Annotated in this window: 15 protein-coding genes; 12 read left to right on the forward strand and 3 right to left on the reverse strand. The window is 70.0% G+C overall.

What is annotated here, in order from left to right; all coding sequences use genetic code 11:
• Window positions 1–116: 116 nt before the first annotated feature.
• A complete protein-coding gene (locus AB0F38_RS17935; RefSeq protein WP_361893656.1) occupies window positions 117–1,700 on the reverse strand; it encodes a S8 family serine peptidase in 1,584 nt (527 codons plus the stop codon).
• 259 nt (window positions 1,701–1,959) lie between these two features.
• On the opposite strand from AB0F38_RS17935, the gene AB0F38_RS17940 reads away from it, so the two are divergent.
• Window positions 1,960–3,054, forward strand: a complete 1,095-nt coding sequence (locus AB0F38_RS17940; RefSeq protein ID WP_361893659.1) for a threonine synthase — start codon at window positions 1,960–1,962, stop codon at window positions 3,052–3,054.
• Between the two features lie 6 nt (window positions 3,055–3,060).
• On the opposite strand, the gene AB0F38_RS17945 is transcribed toward AB0F38_RS17940, so the two are convergent.
• Complete coding sequence (locus AB0F38_RS17945) at window positions 3,061–3,543, reverse strand: cupin domain-containing protein (protein WP_361893662.1); 483 nt, start codon at window positions 3,541–3,543, stop codon at window positions 3,061–3,063.
• Window positions 3,544–3,620: 77 nt separating this feature from the next.
• On the opposite strand from AB0F38_RS17945, the gene AB0F38_RS17950 reads away from it, so the two are divergent.
• The 4 genes from AB0F38_RS17950 (at window position 3,621) to AB0F38_RS17965 (ending at window position 10,051) form a co-directional block, all read left to right on the forward strand.
• Window positions 3,621–6,287: a discoidin domain-containing protein gene (locus AB0F38_RS17950; RefSeq protein WP_361893665.1), complete on the forward strand. Its 2,667-nt coding sequence runs from the start codon at window positions 3,621–3,623 to the stop codon at window positions 6,285–6,287.
• A gap of 221 nt (window positions 6,288–6,508) precedes the next feature.
• Entirely contained in the window at window positions 6,509–8,923 is a 2,415-nt protein-coding gene (locus AB0F38_RS17955; protein WP_361893668.1) for a glycoside hydrolase domain-containing protein, read from the forward strand.
• A gap of 20 nt (window positions 8,924–8,943) precedes the next feature.
• Entirely contained in the window at window positions 8,944–9,381 is a 438-nt protein-coding gene (locus AB0F38_RS17960; protein ID WP_361893670.1) for a hypothetical protein, read from the forward strand.
• Window positions 9,382–9,397: 16 nt separating this feature from the next.
• Window positions 9,398–10,051 (forward strand): hypothetical protein, encoded by a 654-nt coding sequence (locus tag AB0F38_RS17965; protein ID WP_361894355.1) that lies wholly within the window; start codon window positions 9,398–9,400, stop codon window positions 10,049–10,051.
• 480 nt (window positions 10,052–10,531) lie between these two features.
• Here the strand turns inward: AB0F38_RS17965 and AB0F38_RS17970 are convergent, their stop codons facing one another.
• Complete coding sequence (locus AB0F38_RS17970) at window positions 10,532–11,950, reverse strand: DUF234 domain-containing protein (protein WP_361893673.1); 1,419 nt, start codon at window positions 11,948–11,950, stop codon at window positions 10,532–10,534.
• A gap of 527 nt (window positions 11,951–12,477) precedes the next feature.
• On the opposite strand from AB0F38_RS17970, the gene AB0F38_RS17975 reads away from it, so the two are divergent.
• From AB0F38_RS17975 to AB0F38_RS18005, 7 genes are all read left to right on the forward strand, one after another.
• A complete protein-coding gene (locus AB0F38_RS17975) occupies window positions 12,478–12,858 on the forward strand; it encodes a CPCC family cysteine-rich protein (protein WP_361893676.1) in 381 nt (126 codons plus the stop codon).
• The gene (locus AB0F38_RS17980; RefSeq protein WP_361893679.1) at window positions 12,855–13,586 is read left to right on the forward strand and encodes a HEAT repeat domain-containing protein; all 732 of its coding nucleotides are present in this window, start codon (window positions 12,855–12,857) and stop codon (window positions 13,584–13,586) included. The genes AB0F38_RS17975 and AB0F38_RS17980 overlap by 4 nt, the downstream gene beginning before the upstream one ends.
• Window positions 13,587–13,589: 3 nt before the next feature.
• Window positions 13,590–14,003 carry a DUF6000 family protein gene (locus tag AB0F38_RS17985; RefSeq protein WP_361893682.1) on the forward strand — a complete coding sequence of 138 codons (414 nt, stop codon included), beginning with the start codon at window positions 13,590–13,592 and terminating at the stop codon, window positions 14,001–14,003.
• 93 nt (window positions 14,004–14,096) lie between these two features.
• On the forward strand, window positions 14,097–15,350 hold the full coding sequence (locus AB0F38_RS17990; protein WP_361893685.1) for a helix-turn-helix transcriptional regulator: 1,254 nt from the start codon (window positions 14,097–14,099) through the stop codon (window positions 15,348–15,350).
• Window positions 15,351–15,655: 305 nt separating this feature from the next.
• Entirely contained in the window at window positions 15,656–16,450 is a 795-nt protein-coding gene (locus AB0F38_RS17995) for a toll/interleukin-1 receptor domain-containing protein (protein ID WP_361893687.1), read from the forward strand.
• Window positions 16,447–18,426, forward strand: coding sequence for a hypothetical protein (locus AB0F38_RS18000; RefSeq protein ID WP_361893690.1), 1,980 nt, complete (start codon window positions 16,447–16,449; stop codon window positions 18,424–18,426). Before AB0F38_RS17995 ends, AB0F38_RS18000 begins: the two co-directional genes overlap by 4 nt.
• On the forward strand, window positions 18,423–19,685 hold the full coding sequence (locus tag AB0F38_RS18005) for a hypothetical protein (protein WP_361893693.1): 1,263 nt from the start codon (window positions 18,423–18,425) through the stop codon (window positions 19,683–19,685). The genes AB0F38_RS18000 and AB0F38_RS18005 overlap by 4 nt, the downstream gene beginning before the upstream one ends.
• Window positions 19,686–19,766: the final 81 nt, after the last annotated feature.

The following is a 19,766-nucleotide window of genomic DNA, read 5'->3' on the forward strand; positions in this document are numbered from 1 at the left end:
ATACACATATTGCCCCCCCCTCATTCCCCCCCCCCGCCCCTAACCCCGTGTGGGGGGGGCGCCCCCCCGGCCCCCCCCCCCCCGCTCGCGTTCACCGGCTCATGGAGCGGTACGCGTCAGAACTGCAGCGCCCAGGAGTTGATCCTCCCGGTGTCGGCCGCGTAGTTGTCGCTGACCCGGAGCTTCCAGACGCCGTTGGCGACCTCCGACGAGGCGTTCACCGAGTAGGTGGTGATCACGTTGTCGGCGCTGCCGCCGGTCCCGTAGGCCTTCAGGTTGTAGACCGAGCCGTCGGGCGCGACCAGGTCGATCCTGAGGTCGCCCGAGTAGGTGTGCGTGATGTTGACCGGAACGCTGAGCGTGGACGGCGCGTTACCGCTGACACCGGAGACGGTGATCGGCGACTCCACCGTGGAGTTGTCGGCGATCGCGTAGGTGGTCGTGCTCTCGAACTTGGGCCCGGTCGGCGGCGTGGTGCCGCCGGTGCCGACGTTCAGCAGCTTGTTCGGCGAGCCGGTGCCCGGGTTGGTCACCACACCGGTGGTGGCGGCGGCGACCAGTCCGGCGGAGACCTGCGCCGGGGTGCTGCCGGGGTTGGCGGCGAGGTACAGGGCGGCCGCACCGGCGACGTGCGGGCTCGCCATCGACGTTCCGGAGATGGTGTTGGTGGCGCTGTCACCGGTGTTCCACGTCGAGGTGATCGAGGAGCCCGGGGCGAAGATGTCCACGACGCTGCCGTAGTTCGAGAAGCTCGAACGGGCGTCGGTGCTGGTCGTGGAGCCGACCGTGATCGCGTCTGCGACGCGTGCGGGGGACTTGGTGGAGGCGTTGGTCGACTCGTTGCCCGCCGCGACGGCGAAGGTGATGCCCGAGTTGACGGCGCTCTGCACGGCGGCGTCCAGGACGGAGTCCGCGCCGCCGCCCAGGCTCATGTTGGCGACGGCCGGCTTGACGGCGTTGGCCGTCACCCAGTCGATGCCCGCGACGACCTGCGCGGTCGTGCCGGAGCCGCTGTTGTTGAGGACGCGCACGCCGACGATCTTCGCCTTCTTGGCGACGCCGTGGGCGGTTCCGGCGACGGTGCCCGCCACATGGGTGCCGTGGCCGTTGCCGTCCTGCGCGACGTTGTCGTTGTCGATGGCGTCGTAGCCGTTCGAGGCACGGCCGCCGAAGTCGCTGTGGCTGATGCGTACACCGGTGTCGATGACGTACGCGGTGACACCCTCGCCCGCCTTGTCGGGGTAGGTGTAGCTCTGGTTCAGCGGCAGGGCCGTCTGGTCGATCCGGTCCAGCCCCCAGGAGGGCGGCGACGGCTGGGTGCCGGAGATCGTGAACGTCCGGTTCTGCACGACGGATTCCACGGCCGGGTCCGCGGCGAACTTCTTCGCCTGCGCGGCCGAGAGCTCGACGGCGTATCCGTTGACGGCCGCGCGGTACGTCTTCTTGATCTTCGCGCCGTACTCCGCGGCGAGCGCCCTGCCTTCGGCCGAGCCCGCTTCGGCGGCGGACTCGTCGAGCGTGACGATGTAGCTGCCGCTGATGGTGCCCGGGGCACCCGCGTTCTCGATCACGCCTTCCGGCGCGCTCTGCGACGCGACGGCCGGCAGGGCCGCCGCGGTCGAAAGGGCCAGGGCGACGCCGGTGACGACGCTCGTCGCGGCCAGTCTTCGCGCGTAGCGTGAGTTCCGCTTCTGTGCCATGTGAGGGGTCCTCCTCGGTTGCGGTGCGCTGGTGGGGGATGCATGGGGGTGCATGTCCTGCATCGCGTGCATGGGGGTGCAAAGGTCGAAACGAAAGTCATGACCATGACAAATCAGACATGGGGGTACCGCGTCCCATGAGGCTCCATGTCAGCGGCATGACCTGCTGCCAGCGAAAGATTGGCGGATCCATAGGAATCGCACAAGAGGTTCCGCGCCAGGGCAATACATTCGCCACACGCCTGACATGCTGACGCGCATGGCCACCTACCTCTGCCCGCAGGACGGGGCCCGCGCCGCCACGGACACTCTGACCTGGTGTTGTCCGGTGTGCGGTGGGCCCTGGGACCTGGACGCCGGCGTCCTGTCACCGGGTCCCCTCAACTCGCTGAACGGACGCGTCAATTCACTGTGGCGTTACGAAGAGGCGCTGCCCCTCGGCGACCCGGCCGTCTCCCTCGGCGAAGGACGGACCCCCCTCGTCCCCCTCACTCCGAGCGTCTCGGCCAAGCTCGACTTCCTCATGCCGACGCTCTCCTTCAAGGACCGCGGCGCGGTGATGCTGGCCGAACTGGCCCGCCGCCTCGCCCCGGAGCGGGTCGTCGCCGACAGCAGCGGCAACGCGGGCACGGCCGTCGCCGCGTACTGCGCGCGGGCCGGACTGCCGTGCACGGTGTACGTCCCCGAGGGGACCTCTCCGAAGAAGACCGAGCAGATCCGGGCCCACGGCGCCCGGTTGGAGATCGTCCCGGGTGACCGCGAGGCCACCGCCCGGGCAGCCCGCGCCGCGGCCGGTGTGCCCGGGACCTTCTACGCCTCGCACGTCTTCAACCCGTACTTCCTGCACGGCACCAAGACCTACGTCTACGAGATGTGGGAGGACCTCGGCGGCACGCTGCCGGACGCGATCGCCGTACCCGTCGGCAACGGCACCCTGCTGCTCGGCGCCGCCCTCGCCACCTCGGAACTCCTCGCCCAGGGCCTGATCGACCGTCGCCCGGCGCTGATCGCCGTGCAGGCCGAAGCCGTGTCACCGCTGGCGGCGGCCTTCCGGGCGGGCGCGGACGGGCTGCTCGACGCCACCGACGCGGCGTCACCCACCCTCGCCGAGGGCATCGCCATCCCCCGTCCGCCGCGCGCCCGGCAGATCCTGGCGGCCGTCAGGGAGTCGGGCGGCACCTTCCTCACCGTGCCGGAGGACCGGATCCGGGCGGCCCAACCGGACCTGGCCTCCCGCGGCCTCTTCGTCGAGACGACCGGGGTCGCCTGCTGGGCGGCCGTGGGCGACTGGACCGACCGCAGCGTCGTCGTGCCCCTGTGCGGAGCGGGCCTCAAGACGGGTCTCGCGCCGTGACCGCCGTCAGTCCGTCCAGTACGTGTCGTGCCTGATGAAGAACTCCGCCCGCTCCTCCTCCGGCAGGTCGGCGACCTGTGCCACCTTCTCGAAGTACTCCTCGCGCGGCGCACCGGGGGTGAACAGCAGCAGCATGGAGGCGGGTGCGTCGGCGTCGTTGCGGAAGGCGTGCAGGCCACCCTGGGGCACGTGGACGAAGTCGCCCTCGGTCGCGTCCACCCAGCGCTCCCCGTCGTAGATCCGCACCGTCCCGCCGAGGATGAAGAACGACTCCGAGATCGACCGGTGGAAGTGCGTGGCGGGGCCGCCGGCCCTGGGCGCCATGTTGATCCGGTACAGCCCGAACTCGCCGTGTGTCTGCTCCGTCGTCGCCAGGTAGTGCGTGGTGCCGCCGCCACGCGTCAGCAGGTCCGCAGCGGTGTCCGCAGGGCGGTACCGCGCACTGATCTCACCCTGGCCGTCCGTGTACGTGGGTTCCGGATACGACATGCCACTCTCCCTGCCCTGTTGCGCCGGTCCGCGCGCCGTAACCGCACCGGCGCACTCGTCTTCCCTACCTTCGTACGGTGAGCCTCAACCGCATCTCCCTCCTCACGTCCCTGGTCGCCGGCGCCCTCATCGCACCCCTGCCGCCGCTCTCCCACGCCGCCGTCCCGCAACCGCCCGCCGCCGTATGCGGCCGGCCGCAGGCCCCCGGCGCACCCTCCCCCGACGCCTCCTGGGCCCCGACGTCCACCGTCTTCGGTGAGGCCGAGGGATACGACCCCTATGTCGGGAACGGATATCTGGGCCACCGGGTGCCCGCCACGGGTGCCGGATACGCGGCGACGGGCGGGAGGACCGGCTGGCCCCTCTACACCCCGCGCTACGACGGCGCCTTCGTCTCCGGGCTCTACGCCCGCGACAAGGACCTGGCCGAGGGCCGCGAGGTGATCGCCGCACTGCCGAGCTGGACCACTCTCGACGTACGCGTCGGCTCGGAGACGTACAACGCCTCGACCCCCGCGGGGCGCGTCTCCCGTTACCGCCAGACGCTCTTCCTGCGCTGCGGCGTCGTGGTCACCTCCCTGCGCTGGACCACCGCCGACGGGCGCGCGACGGACCTCACGTACGAGGTGCTGACCGACCGCTCCGATGTGCACGCCGGGGCCGTACGCCTGCGGATGACCCCGCGCTGGAACGGCACGGCGACGGTCACGGGCCGGCTCGACGAGCGCGGGGCGCGCCGGGTCACGGTCGCCGGTGACGGGACGTTCCGCACGCTCGGTACGGGCACCGAGGGGGCGATCGTCCAGACGGGCTCCGGCGAGGGCACCCGTACGACCCGGGTCGAGGCGGGCCGCTCGTACACCTTCGAGAAGTACGTGGGCGTCGACACCGCCCTCACCTCCCGCGCCCCGCTCGCCTCCGCGCGCGACGCCGCGCTGCGGGCGGCGCGGCGCGGCTGGTCCGGGGTCCTGGCCGACAACGCGGCGGCCTGGCGCACGGTCTGGGCCGCCGACATCGCCGTACCGGGCAGCCCCGATCTGCAGGCCTGGCTGCGGGCCGCGCAGTACGGGCTGCTCGCCAGCACCCGGCCGGGGTCCTCGGACAGCATCGCCCCGGCCGGGCTGACCAGCGACAACTATGCGGGGATGGTGTTCTGGGACGCCGAGACCTGGATGTATCCCGGGCTGCTCGCCACCCGCCCCGAGCTGGCCCGCTCGGTCGTCGAGTACCGCTACCGCACCCGGGGTGCCGCCCGCGCGAACGCCGAGCAGCTCGGCCACAAGGGCCTGTTCTACCCCTGGACGAGCGCGAGCAGGGGCCGGCTGGACTCCGAGTGCCAGAGCTGGGACCCGCCGCACTGCCTCACCCAGAACCACCTCCAGGGCGACATCGCGCTCGCCGTCTGGCAGTACTACCTCGCCACCGGTGACCGCGCCTGGCTCGCCGGCCGCGGCTGGCCCCTCCTGAAAGGCATCGCGGACTTCTGGCGGTCCCGCGCCACCGCCAACAGCGACGGCAGCTACTCGGTGAAGAACGTCGCGGGCCCCGACGAGTACAGCAACGGCGTCACCGACGGCGTGTTCACCAACGCGGTGGCGGCCATCGCCCTGCGCAACGCCACCCGCGCCGCCCAGCTCCTCGGGCATCCCGCGCCCGCCGGGTGGACCCGGGTGGCCGAAGGGCTCCGCATCCCGTACGACGCCGAGCGGAAGCTGTACCTCCAGTACGCCGGGTACAACGGCTCGACGATCAAGCAGGCCGACACCGTGCTGCTCGTCCATCCGCTGGAATGGCCGATGGAGGAGGGCGCCGCCGCCGCGACGCTCGACTACTACGCCGCGCGCACCGACCCGGACGGCCCGGCGATGACGGACTCGGTGCACGCCGTCGACGCGGCCGCGATCGGGGAACCGGGCTGCGCCACGTACACCTATCTCCAGCGTGCCGTACGCCCGTTCGTCCGCGGCCCGTACAGCCTGTTCTCCGAGGCGCGCGGCGAGAAGTCCGGCGCGTCGGACCCGCTCTCCGGCTTTCCGGCCGAGGACTTCGTCACCGGCAAGGGCGGCTTCCTCCAGGTGTTCACCCACGGCCTGACCGGCCTCCGGCTGCGCGAGGACGGGGTGCGGCTCGACCCGCTCCTGCCGCCGCAGCTCCGCGAGGGCGTGGAGCTGACGGGGCTGCGCTTCCGCGGCCGTACGTACGACATCTCCCTCGGCGCCCGGAGCACCACGGTCCGGCTCACGGACGGCGCGCCGTTCACGGTCCACACCCCCGCCGGCCCGCGCCTGCTCTCCACCACCCTCACGCTCCCCACCCGCCGCCCCGACCTCACACCCACGTCCGACGCCGCACGCTGCCGCCCGGCGACGGCCACCTCGGAGACTCCCGGCCTGTACGCCGCGGCCGCGGTGGACGGCAGCCCGTCGACGGCCTGGTCCCCGGACGGTGCGACGGGCTCGCTGACGGTGGACCTGCGCGGGGCTCACCGGCTCGCCTCCCTCACGCCGCGGTGGACGGATGTCGCACCGGCCTCCCACGCCCTGGAGACGTCGCTGGACGGCCGGACCTGGCGGCCCTTCCGGGCCGGCGACGCCGCAAGGAAGGTGCGGGTGACGGTCACCTCCCAGGACGCCGAGAAGCCGACGGGGGTGACCGAACTGACCGTCGGCACACAGGATCAGGCGCTGACACCGGCAACTCCCGGCCCTTCGCGGACGACTCCTGACTCTCGGCCCCGGCCGTAGGGACCCGGGCCGGCCGCGCACCGAAGACCAGGCCGGCCCGCCCCGCTCCCCCGCGCGGCATGAGGGCCCACCGTGCCCGGCGGACCACTTCGGAAGACCGGACGGAGACTTCGGGTCACTACCGTCCCTCTCACAGCATCGCGTCTTCGGCGCGCCGCGATTCTCCTCGTGGCACAGCGCCGAGGTCCGGTGCCGTCCCCTTTGCCGAGGAAGGATCGACGTTGGACGAGAAGGTCCTCGACGCTCAGAAGTGGGTCAACGCGACCTACGGCAGCGTCACCGGTTACGTACGAAGCCCCGAGGACGGCCGCACCGGCTGGTCCACCATGAACGCCCTGGTCATGGGCCTCCAGCACGAACTGGGCATCAGCCCGGTGGTCGCCAGCTTCGGCCCGACCACGATGTCCCGGCTCCAGGCCCTCGGCGACATCGGCTTCGGCTGGGACAAGAACGCGAACATCGTCCGCATCATCCAGCACGGCCTGTTCTGCAAGGGCTACTGGGGCGCGAACGAGTACGGCGGATACGGTGCCGTGACCACCGAGGCGGTCAAGAGCCTGCTCCTCGACATGGGCCTGCCCGACGGAGGCATCGGCACCGCGGGGGGTGTCACCACGCCGAAGATCTTCAAGTGCATCCTGAACATGGACGCCTATATCAAGGTCAGCGGCGGTACGGACGAGATCCGTACGATCCAGCGCTGGCTCAACAGCCGCTACTGGACCAGGGACGCCTACACGATCGGCCCCTGCGACGGGATCTACTCCCGTGACGTGCAGAAGGCCATGATGATCGCCATCCAGTACGAGCTCGGCATAGCCGCCCCCAACGGCAGCTTCGGCCCTGCCACCCAGGCCGGTCTGAAGACCAAGGAGTTCGGCGAGGGCAGCTCCGGCCTCTGGGTCGAACTGTTCTCGGCGGCTTGCGTGTTCAACTCTCCCGTCCCGACCGGCACCAGTGACACGGGTACCCCCACCACCTGGCGCAGCTCCTACGACGACAAGCTCCGCGAGTGGGTCGAGGTCTTCCAGAGGTTCTGCAAGCTGGAGGTCACCGGCCGCTCCGACTACCGGACATGGGCACAGCTCCTGGTCTCGTCGGGCGACCCGGACCGGCCGGCCACGGGCTCCGACACCCGTTTCGAGATCACCGCGTCCCGGGCCCAGTGGCTGCGCAACAACGGCTACGAGGTGGTGGGCCGCTACATCTACGACCCCCCTGGCTCCACCCTGGACAAGGAGATCAAGCCGGGTGAGCTGAACACGATCTTCAGCAACGGGCTGAAGGTGTTCCCGATCTACCAGGACAACGCCCGCGAGTTCGGCGACTTCACCTACAGCCAGGGCTACCAGCACGCCCTCAACGCCCACAAGCTGGCCTCGGAGTACGGATTCAACCGCGGCACCGTCATCTACTTCGCGGTGGACTACGACGCCACCCGCGAGGAGATCGACGCGGCGGTCGTGCCGTACTTCCACGGGATAGCCGCCGGGCTCTCCTACAACGGCAAGCGCTACGTGCACGGTGTGTACGGTTCGCGGAACGTGTGCACGGTGGTCAGCCGGCAGACCGGAGCCCGCTACTCGTTCGTCTCGGGCATGTCGTGGGGCTTCTCCGGCAACCTCGGCTTCCCGATCCCGGCCAACTGGTCCTTCAACCAGATCAAGGAGTTCCAGGTCACCAACGGGTCGGACGTCTTCGACCTCGACCGCGACGTGGTCTCCGGCATCGACCCCGGCCAGAACAGCGTGAACAAGCCATCCGGTCCGGCGGACGGATTCGTCAACTACATCCAGCGCCTGTACGACCACGCGGTCGCCTACACCGGCGACCGCGACCCGAACCAGCTGGTGATGGAGTACATCCGGCACAAGGCGTACGGCGGCGGTGACTGGGACTTCCTGATCGGCTCGTACGACGGGGCGTTCGTCGATTACGCCAACGGAAAAGGTATGTCGGTCATGACCGACTTCACCGACCCCTACACCGCGTACGAGCTGAACGCCGAGCACCTGATGGCTTCCGCCAACGGGCACTTCGTCGCCTGGATGCCGTCCAACCCGCGTTCGGTGAACGAGGGCGATGTCGCGGGCTGGGGCGGCGACCTGCTCACCCTCTACGTCGACTGGCGCCGCGCGACGGACGAGTACCCCGACGGCCGCAACTTCGTACAGCTGAAGATGGCCAAGGTCGGAGTCGCCTCCAGCTTCGGGTACAACGACCTGATCGAGGACGCCGACGCGTGGCTGCTGGCCAAGGCGGTCCGGGACGGCAAGACGATCGTCGAGGCCGTCCGCGACCTCTACAACGGGGGCGGTGGTCTGACGCGTTTCAGCCGCTACTGGACCGGGCGCTTCAGCGGCAACGCCGAGGATGCCAAGTTCCTGGCACACAATATTCTCACCGCGGCGGACGACAAGGAGGTCGTGGCCGCCCAGGTCGGCCTGGTGACGGTCCGGGGCGGGATCAAGACGCTTCCGGCCATGCTCGGATACGACGAACTGGAGCCCTTCGAACAGGGATTCGTCGACGTGCTGCTGGCCCGTACGGGGACCGAGCAGCGTCTGCGCGCCACCTACGAAGCGAACCACGAGAAGTACATGAAGGCCGCCGCAGTCCGTGCGGCCCGCAAGTGAACGAAGGGACCACCCCGTAAGTGAACGTCGTCTCGGCACTGGCCGCCATCGCACTTCCCCCGCTCGTCCTGGCCGTGTTCGTGCTGAGTGTCTGGAAGACCGCACGCGGACTGCCCGCCCACCGGTGGCGGAGCCCCGGGTGGTGGGCGTTCCCCGCGGTCGTGCTGATCGGCGTGGGCTGCGTCGTCTGGTTCGTCGGGGCCTTCTCCGGCGGCCTCGACGTCCGGGAGGCCTGCGCTGCCGACGGTGTCCCCTACGACGACGTCTACCGGACGGAGCACTGGCGCGAGCCGTCGCAGTGGTTTCCGCTGCACAACAAGTGCAACGCCGATCACGACCTGGTCCCCGTCTGGGTCAACCCCTCTCTCGTCGCCCTCGCGGTGGTGCTCGTCGGCTGTGCCGCGGGTGCCGTCGCGACGGCGGTCATCGGAAGGAAGAAGAGTGAGAAACAAGATTGACCGACGCGGTGTCCTCATGGCGGGCGCCGCACTCGGGGCCACCACGGCCCTGGCCGCCCTCCCCGGCGCCGCGTACGCCGCCCCACGCGTCCCGTCGGCCGACGGAGCCCCCGAGGGCCGACGCTGGCCGGGCGCGAAGTCGGCGAACGGCTGGCCCGTGCTGGAGGAGGCGGAACTCTTCCGGATCGAGGGATCGGGCCGGTCCGTGCGCCTCGCCGACGGTGACGCGGCGGTGATCCTGCTGCACGTGGCCCGCCGGTTCCACTACGAGATCGACCAGCTGCGCGACGGCGACGTCACCGGCCACTCCACGACGCGCAACGCGATCCAGAACTACGAGTCCAACTACCTGTCGGGCACCGCCCTGGCGATCCGGCCACTCGCGTACCCGGTCGGCGTCAAGGGCGGCCTGTACCCGCACGAGCTCGTCGTGGTGCGCGACATCCTCGCCGAGCTGGACGGCGTGGTCAGGTGGGGCGGCGACCTCACCACTCCGAAGGAATCCCACTTCGAGCTCGCGTACGCGCCCGGCCACCCGAAGGTGAAGGGCGTGGCCCGCACGATCCGCGGGTGGGACGCCGGCCCCGGCAGTGCGGGGGCGGGCACCGTGGACGCCTTCGACCCGAAGCGCCGCAGCAAGGCACGGGCGTTCGCCCGCCGGGCGGCGTAGCTCACCCGGCACCACACCACCGGTGAGGGTCCTCCCCTCGTCCGGGGCACCAAGCGGCTCACCCGGACGAGGGCGGCAGGGCCCGGGCGTTGACGCGGCCCTCCGCGTCCTGGCCAAGGGCGCTACGGGACACCGGACCCGGATCTCTGTCCCGGAATCAGCCACACAATCAGCAGTTCATCCCAACGAGTGCATGCAACCCAGATTGTGTACGGCCTGACCTGCCTCCTCGCAGGTCAGGCCGTTGTTCACGTCCAATCAGACGTTGAACCGGAACTAACCCACAAGGCTCTGACCTGCACATATGCGGGACATCCCAGCACCATCAGTACGGTGGGATTCACGCCAAAGTACGAGAGGGCTCAGGATCGCCAACGCTACACAACAGCGCTAGCAGAGGGCCGAGGGCCGAGAAGCTTTTCCGCACCGTCTCGGCCCCGTCACGCTCACGAACTCCCGCACCTCGCCTGCAGTCGCCACTCACAGCGGCCAAGCGGTAAGCAAGTCCCCGGGGCCGTAGGTGGCGTCGAGGCCCGGAGAGTCGATGCCGCTGCGCGAGACCGCCACGACAGGAACGGGTTCGTCGGTGAGGGCGGCCCGGTGCCGATGGAGAGCGGCCAGGTCGTGCCGGTCGAAGGGTGACTGCTCCAGCCACTTGATGGAGCCCACGAAGAGAAGCTCCTTGGCGATGGGGGCGCGGTCCGCCCCGACGATGTCGATTTCGACGTCGTTGGTGCGGGTCCAGTAACCGCCCACCGCGGGCGCTGCCGGGAGCCGGTCGTCGGGCAGTATCCGCGCCAGGGCCTCGCGGACAAGAGGCTCGACGGCCCGGCCGCGCCAGCTTGTCCAGTTCTCCCGGATGCGCGCCAAGGTCAGATCACCCCGCCCCCGTTCGATCTCCTCCATGGAGGGGCCAAGCAGGTGCAGCCAAAACCGCAGGTAGGGATCCGTCACCCGGTAGCGGCGATCCTTCGAGGGACGCAGCGATACGGGCAGCTCTGCGGCGACGATCCGCTTGTCCGTGAGCAGCTCCAGCGCTCGTTGCAGCGGCGTGGCTCCGATTCCGCCGGCTGCCCGGGCGATGTTGGTGAAGGTCCGCTCACCACTCCCAATGGCCGCCAGCACCGTACGCGCCTGGGCCTGCGGGGGGAATTCGGCAGCCAGCGAGCGCTCGGCCGACACCAGCAGGGCCGAGACCGGATCACTCAACGCCTCGCCGAGGAAGCCCCAGAGCCCCTCCCCTCTCGACCACTCCGCGCAGATCAGCGGCAGCCCGCCGGTGACCAGCGCGGCGTCGAAGGCTTCCGCCGGTTCCAGCCCAAGCATCCTCCCCACCTCAGCGGGGTTCAGCGGCCCCAGCACCATCTCCCGGCCGCGCTGATGGAAGGGGCGTCCACAACTGTTCAGAGCCTCCATCATCGACAGATCGGAGCCAATGAGGACCAGCAGCACCGGTTTGGCCTCGAGCGCCCGGTCCCAGGCCCTTTGCAGCATCCCCTCAAAGGCACCATCGGCGTCCATCAGGTACGGCACCTCGTCGATGACCAGCACGCTCGTCCGGTCGGCGGGCAGCGCCGCAGCCAGCACATCGAACGCGGCGTCCCAGCTCTCCGGCCGCGCGGCGGCCACCAGCCCCGCCAACGGCAGCGTCGACGCTTGGGCGTCACGGGCCAGCCGTGCCAGATCCTCCCTGGAGGACGCACCGGTCGCCGCGTAGAACAGGAACGGGGCTCCGGAGTGCTCCGCAAACCGCTCAACCAGTCGCGACTTGCCCACTCGGCGCCGCCCACGCAGCATCACACACCGACCGGGCCGCTCCCTGCCGACCCCTGCCGCCACCTTGTGCAGTTCCCGCTCCAACGTCGCCAGCTCCTGCCGACGGCCTACGAAATCCACCACGCCTACCAACCTCCGCACATGAAACTAACAATCATGTTAGTAACATTTAGGTTAGTCTATGGTCTTCGTCAGCTGTCGTCACCCCGGCACCGTCTCCGCTGGTCCGGCTGGCGCCGCCACCGGGCCGTCGCCCGCCAGACGGTCCTCGTCCCTCATCACGCCTCAGCGTGAGGTTGGAAAGGGCTCAGTGCTCGTCCCAGCACGGGCGCGTCCTCGTCCCATCCCAGCACGGGAAAATGCAAAGGGCCCGACCCCGAAGAGTCGGACCCTCTCTGACCTGTACGTTTGCGAGATCAGCGACGTGGTGATCCGTCAGCCGCTACACGTTGAAGCGGAATGTCTGCGGTCTCAACCTGACCTGCGGCGGAGCGCCGTCCATGGCTCTGACCTAGGATTTCCTCGTTGGGATGCGTTGGCTCCCGACGGCCATTTACGGGTGTCCTGCGGACTGGCTGCGGACTGGCCGGGCATCCCCGAGGCAGAGAAATCCATGGCACCTCGGCGGGACTTGCAACGAGACTGCGCGGGTGAGCGACTCTTACCCCTGCCCCTGCTGCGGGCACCGCGTGCTGGACGCGATGTCCGGCTCGTACGAGATCTGCCCCGTCTGCTTCTGGGAGGACAACGGGGTCCAGTTCCGCTGGCCGACCATGGCCGGCGGCGCAAACAAGGTCCCCCTGATCGAGGCCCAGCGCAACTACCAGGACTTCGGAGCCTGCGACCAGCACGGCCTTCGGTACGTCCGCCCGCCGGCCGAGGACGAACCGCTCGACCCCGCCTGGCGCCCCATCGACCTGGCACGGGACTCCTTCGAGGACTGGGCGGCCGAGGACCGCGCCCCGTGGCCCGACGACCACTCGGTGCTCTGCTGGTGGCTGCCCACCTTCTGGCGCCGGAACCACCCGTGACGACCCGCATCGAGAGACTCATCCAGCAGCTCGACGACTCGACCGGCCCGTCGTACGACGCCCGCGCAGAACTGATCGACATCGGCTCCAACACCATCCCCGCCATCATCGACGGACTGCCCTCCCTCGGCGGCTTCGGCCAGCTGACCGCCATCGAGATCTTCGAAGAGGTGGCGGACCCACGCTGCGGCCCCGCCCTGCTCGCCCTCCTGCTCAGCGGCAACTCCACCGTCCGCGAATGGGCGGCGATGGCCCTGGCGAGCCTGAAGATCGACGGCGCTGTCAAGCCCGTGCGCCGCGCCTATCGCGCCTGCCTGGAACGAGCGACGCCACCGGACTGGAGCGAGCCGGAAGGCATCCGCTGGGCCCTAACCGAACTCGGCGCACGCACCCCCGTCATCCCGCCGCTCACCACGCGCCTACGAGCCACCGCTGCGGACGACGCCCCAGGCTGGCCCTCGGCCCACTTCACCGAGATCATCAACGACCTGGCCGACCACGCCCAGGTGATCCTCTACTCCCAGTTCTGGCAGGTGGGCGCCGGCCGCACGTACGGCGTCTCCGGCCCCGGCCTGGACTGGGAACTCGACTGGACCGCGCCCTGGGAGCACCTGGTCGAAGAGTCCCGCACCTGGTCCCTGCTGGAAGCCTCAGAGGCCCCCGTCGGCGGCAACATCTTTGTCGCCCCCACCTGGATCGACCGTACCGACCTGTACCCGGAGAGGTGACCGATGCCGTCCCAGCACCCCGACCTACCCGCAGCCCTCGGCGCCCTCCTCCGCCTCGACGCACACCTCGGCAGCCACCACGCCGACCGCTTCACCGAGCCCGACGGCCCATGGGACCAGTGGGTCAACGCCCTGGCCCACCTCCGCGCCCACCCCAGCTACACCCCTGCCGAGCAGCACTGCTGGACGGACCTCCACTGCGACTTCGCCCACGGCTGGACCCGCCCGCGGTCCTGTCATTCCCGATCGCGTCGCCCCGATCGTGGTCGACCCGGTCACTCCAAGGAGCGGACAGGGAACAACGGAGCACGAAAGAGGCAACGGGCAACACCGCCGAACCCCGATTCTCCAGGCGTACCTCATGCCAAACTCGCTCTCGGATGCGAAGCGAAACGGCGCCGTCACAGCGGGTGTTGACCGTCGGGTTTCGTGTCGCCCGGTGGTCGTCGGATGACGGCTCCCCGTGAGGGCCTACGGCTCTCACGATCGGTGTTCAAGGGGAGGTTGATGATGAGCACGAATTCCAGTTTCGGCCCAGAACTCCGCCGTTTACGAGGGGAAGCGGGGCTGACTCTGACCGAGTTCTCCGTGGCGCTCAACTACGACAAGGGGCACCTCAGCAAGGTCGAGCGCGGGGAACGTTCCGCGTCCCCCGAACTGGCCCGGAGGTGCGATGCCTTCCTCGGCGCGGACGGCGAGCTGCAGCGCCTGGTCACCCGTCCCGAGACGGACTCGGACTCGGGCACTGCCGAATCCCCCGCCGGGCCGAGCCGCTGGCTCGTCGGGCGCCGGGCGGTCCTCTCGGCGGGTACGGGAGCGCTGATCGACCTCGGCCTGACACTCGGCGGTCAGGCGGTGTCCTCCACCGACGACCCCCTCCTGCCCTCCTTCCGCATGCAGTTCGACCAACTGCGTAAGCTCGGCCAGTCCACCGCGCCCAAGGTCCTGCTGCCCCTGCTGGAGACGCAGACCCGCATGATCACCGGGCTGGCTGCCGACGCCCGGTCCGTTTCTCGGGCCCCCGCGCTCCTGCTCGCCTCGCGGTTCGCGGAGTTCACCGGTTGGATGGCCCAGGAGGCCGGGAACAGCGACGCGGCACTCGGCTGGACCGGCGAGGCCGCCGAACTGGCACGCGCCGGGGGTGACCCGCACCTCGGTTCCTACGCACTGGTGCGTCGCGCCCTGGTCACGATGTACGGCGGGGACGGCGCTGGCACCGTCGCCTTGGCCCGCCGCGCCCAGGGCAGCGAACTCCCGCCGCGCATCCGGGGACTCGCGGCCCAACGGGAGGCCCAGGGGCACGCGCTCGTCGGGAACGAAGCCGATTGCCTCCGCAGCCTCGACAAGGCGCGGGAACTACTCGACAGCGACGACACCCGCAGCGGCGCCGAGCCCGTGATCGGCACCTCCCATGTGAGCGATCCGGCGGCGATGTCGACCGGCTGGTGCCTGCACGACCTCGGCCGCCCCAAGGCAGCCGCCGAGGTACTCGACCGGGAGTACCGCCGCCTCCCGCCGCATGCGCTGCGCACCCGCGCCCGGTACGGCTTCCGCCGGTCCTTGGCCCATGCCGCCTCCGGGGAGGTCGAGCACGCGTGCGCGATCGCCGGGGATCTCCTGGGAGTGATGCCGGCCGTGCCCTCAGCGACGGTGAACAGCGACATCCGGCGTCTCGCACGGGAGCTTTCCCGTTTCCGGAGCAGTCGCGCCGTACGTGATCTGCAGCCCGCGCTGGCACGCGTACTCGCCCCCGCGCACGACTGACAGCCGTTCCACGACCGACACCGACTCGAACCGCCCGGCTCGCCGGACACCCCGTCCCTCCGGATCCCACGGTCTCCGGCGGCACCCCTCTGATCACCGCTCGACACGTGGCATCGCGCCCCCGGCTTCTTCAGGCTGCCCGCGACCGGTGACGCACCAGGCGGCACACCTCCATCCGCACGCCTTCCCGTGGATGCGCCATGCCCCGTCCACATGGTCGGAACCTCATGGCCTGGGCGGACCCGTAGCCCCGGTCCACAGCCCCGCGCCCGTTCACCCCGTCCTCCTTCACGAAGGGAACCTTCATGCCCGACGTCTTCGTCAACTACCGCACAGGCGACGAGGAGTCCGCAGCGACCATGATCGCTCGGGAACTCGCCCGTCGGTTCGGCGACGAGCGGATCTTCTTCGCCAGCAACTCGATCGAGCCCGGACGCCGTTTCCCGGTGGAACTGGTCAGGGCGGTGGAGGAGTGCGAGGCCCTCCTCGCCGTGATCGGCCCGCGCTGGGCGGAGGTGCGGGGGACCGACGGCCGCCCCGCCCTCGAAGCCGAGCAGGACTGGACCCGTCGCGAGATCCATACCGCGCTCGACCGCGGGGTCCTCGTGATCCCCGTGCTCGTCGGAAAGGCCACGCGGATCGACCGCGCCCTCCTTCCGGACGATCTGATGGAGCTGGCGGACTGCCAGTACAGGCGGTTCGACCACCGCAACGCCGAATCGGACCTGACGGCGCTCGGCAACACCCTCGCCCGGCTCCTGCCCGAGCTAGGTGCGGTGGACCGGGATGCCCGTGCGGTGCGGGCGCGGGCGGAGGAGAAGTCCCGCAAGAAGTCGGCCCGGGACGCCGGGCACACCAGGATGCGGACGCGCGACCTCGAGCAGCGCGTGCGCGGCGGCATCGGAAACATCGGACGAGACTTGTCCGGCACCTTCGTCAACGAGCCGCAGGGGCCTGTGAACACCGGTCGGGGCCATCAGTACAACGCACCTCACTTCGAGGGCGACAACACCGGGGTCCAGTACACAGCGGGCGACAACAGCGGAACGGTCCACCAGCGCTTCGAGCGCGAGCGTCGGCAGTCGGACGACGGGCGATGACTGAGCAGGACCGCGTCACCGTAAACGATCCGCGCGGCCCGGTGAACAGCGGCAAGGGGCACCAGTACGTCTACTACGGCGTCGGCGCGGACTGGATGATCCGCAAAGGGGTCGAGTCCCTCCGGATCACCCGCGAGGACCGGGTGCGCCTGGCCGACCGGTTCGTTCCGCCGATGGGCTACCGCGTTGCCTCCGACCGTATAAAGAAGCCCGGATCCGTGGTGCTGCTGGAAGGGCTACCCGGCAGCGGCCGCCGCGCCGCGGCAATCATGCTGCTGCACGGATTCGGTGAGAACGGGTGCGCCGACGAGGAGGGAGTCCGGCTCGAGGAGCTCCCCGCCACGGGCAAGGACGAGAACCCTCTCGCTCCCGGTATGGGGGACCGCTTCCTCCTCGACCTCTCCGGAATCGCCGACGAGGAGACGTACGACAAGGCCCAGCGCCGCCTGGCGGTGCGCCGGTCACAGGTACAGGAGGCGGGAGCCCACATGGTCGTCGTCCTGCCGTCGGGCATGAAGCACGCCCACCCGCCGGACCTCGAACCGCACATAGTGAGGCTGGGACGCCCCAGGGGCCTCGCCGTCGTCACCCGGTACCTCCGCATGGACCGGATGCCTTTCCGCCCCGCGGACCTGGGGAGCGCCGACCTCCAGCATCTGTGCGATCGCTCCCCCATGCGGGAACTGGCACGGCTCACAGGACTGGTGAGGGCTGCTCGCGACAGCGGCCGGTTCGGCGCCGACTTCGCGGGATGGCTCGACCAGGCGATGCACGCGGTGACCGACCGTGCCGGCGAGGTGGGCCGGCAGGTGGCCGCGGTCCGCACCGCGCCTGAGCGGGCTCTGCTGCTCGCGACGGCAATGTTCGAGGAGGCCCGCGCCGACACCGTCTACGCGGCGTGGCACGGTCTTATGAAGACGGTGAGGCACGAGGAGGAAGTGACGACCGAGCTCGCGCGGACGGATTTCGGAGAGCGGTTGGAAGGGCTCGGGATCGAGCGGGATCTGGACGGACGGCTCCGCTTCGAACGGCTGGCCTACGCCGACGCGGTACGGACGTACTTCTGGGCGAACTTCCCCGGGGTACGCGATGACCTCAGGGACTGGGTCGGCTGCGCCGCCGGGCTGCGCGGTCTGACCACCGACGACCGGGTGAACGTCGTCGTCCGCTTCGGCGAGCGAGCCCTGGCCGTCGAGCGGCCCGACCACCTCTTCGACCTCGTGGCGCGCTGGGCGGACCACGCGACCGGAACGTCCTGCGATCCACGAGCCGTGGCCGCCCTCGAACTGGGGCTCGGTCACGAGAGGTTCGGGGGCTGGTTCCGCAAGCGGATGTACGAGTGCGTGGTGAAATCCGGCTCCTTGTCGAACGGTCTCGCCCGCGTCCTGACCACGGCCTGTGTCCAGAGCCTCATCGCGACGCACCCGGATCAGGCGGTGGTACGGCTCCACTACCTCGCCGTACGGAAGGGGGAGGCTGCGCGCGAGGCCCAGGAGGCGCTTCTCCACCTCGCCGGCCGCGACCGCCGACTCTACCGACTGCTGATCGACCGCTTACGGGACCGGGCGCGTCGGGAGCCGCACGGGGCAGAACCCCATCTCCAGCTGCTCACAGCATTGTTGAGGAATGACCGGACACCGGACCCGCCGCCGTGGCCGGACCTGTTCCTGGGCTGGGAGGCGGTGTTCTCCCAGACGCCGACGGAGCTCTGGAATCCGCTGGTGAGCAGCTGGCTGAACGCCGTGGCGGGCGACAGCACACGGAAGATGGCGCTGGACGTGATGGTAGGGGCGACGCGCGGCCGCGCGGCCGCCCTCCACCGCCTCTACGCCATCGCGTGCGACTGGGCTGGGTCCGCGCGCCTCCCGTCCCAGGCAGCGGTCGCCGCCCTCTTCTGGCAGTACATCGACCAGGTGCAATACGGCCGCACGGAGCGTGCGGACACCGGACCACGAACCACGGAAGAGGCACGATGAGACACCGTTTCTCCAGCTTGTTGTTCGTCGCCCTCTGCGGCTTCGCACCGGTTGTGCTCGGAAACCTCCTGGACTGGTCGGCCTGGCTGTGGGGCTTCATGTCCATGGTCACGGCCTCGGGCTCCCTGCTGCTCGTGATGACGGTCCTCAGCAGCGGCCGCGCGTCGGCCGACCCGTACGAGCCCGAGGAACCCGAGCCGCCCTCGGTGCCGGTGGAGCAGCCGTACCAGGAGACACGGGTGATCGACGCAGTGTTGCCGAGCGCGACGGACGACTACGACTTCCTCTTCTCCGCCACCGTGTGGTGGAAGCCTGTTCCCGACCACACCGGCCGGTCGGGCGACGCCTCCCCGGCCCTCGCCGCCTCCTCGATCGTCCGCCGGGCCCAGGAGGTCGTCCGCCACGAGGAACCCGGCCGGGCGAGCTTCGCGCAGTATCTCCTGGACGGGGAGTTGGGCGTCCTGCTCCCGGACCGGAACGATCGGGTGAAGGCCCTGGCGACCGATGTGACGCTGACCCTCGCTCCCGCCGACCGCGAGCGTCTGCGGAAGCTGAACGATCTTCGCAAGGACGAGGAGATCTGGGAGTACGAGCGTGAGCACGAGCGCAACAAGCGGCGCTACCTCGGCGACGACGTACTCAAGAGTGCGGGCAGCGCGGTGGTGTGGTGGCTGGCCCGCCACGAGAACGAGATCGAGAAGGCGGTCCACATGATCGGCCCGCTCGCCCAGATCGCGGCGGCCGCAAACGACGAGGAGGTGCCCGAGCTCTTCCGCCACCTGCTTGTTCCGCCCGTGGGCGCGCGGAGCGAGGCGACCGTCGGAGGATCGCCTTGGGAGGAGGGTGGCCTTGGAGGGGAGATGTTCGACCGCGAGGAGGAAGTGGGGGTCTCGGATCGGCTGCGCCTGTTGCTGACGGCTGCGGGCCTCAAGCCGGACATGGACGGGTACACGGTGCTCGCACACCGTGTGATGCGGTTTCTCAAAGCGGAGGGGCTGGACGAAGCCGCCGACGAGATCAGACTGGCCTTTGGCCTGGCCCCCGACGAAGGGCCAGAGGGCGAGACCTCGGACGAGGGGGACGCCACTGCGCCCTGGCCGCCCCACTCTCCAACCCCTGAGGGCCCGCCCTTCACCGACATGGCCACGGACCCGGATGCCGGCACGGGCGGGGACACGTTCACGCCCACGGGGGCGGAGAGCAGCTCAAACGAAAGGAACAGCAATTGGTGGGAGACGGGCACGTCTTCGCACCTCTGAGACCCCTCGCACAGCCCTCACCATCGCGCCGAACCTCGCCCACGAGACGAGGACGGGAGCTGATCCGGTAGACGGTCGACT

Origin of the sequence: Streptomyces sp. NPDC025273 (assembly GCF_040638585.1) — a bacterium.
In the GTDB taxonomy this organism is placed as follows: Bacteria; Actinomycetota; Actinomycetes; order Streptomycetales; family Streptomycetaceae; genus Streptomyces; species Streptomyces cinereorectus.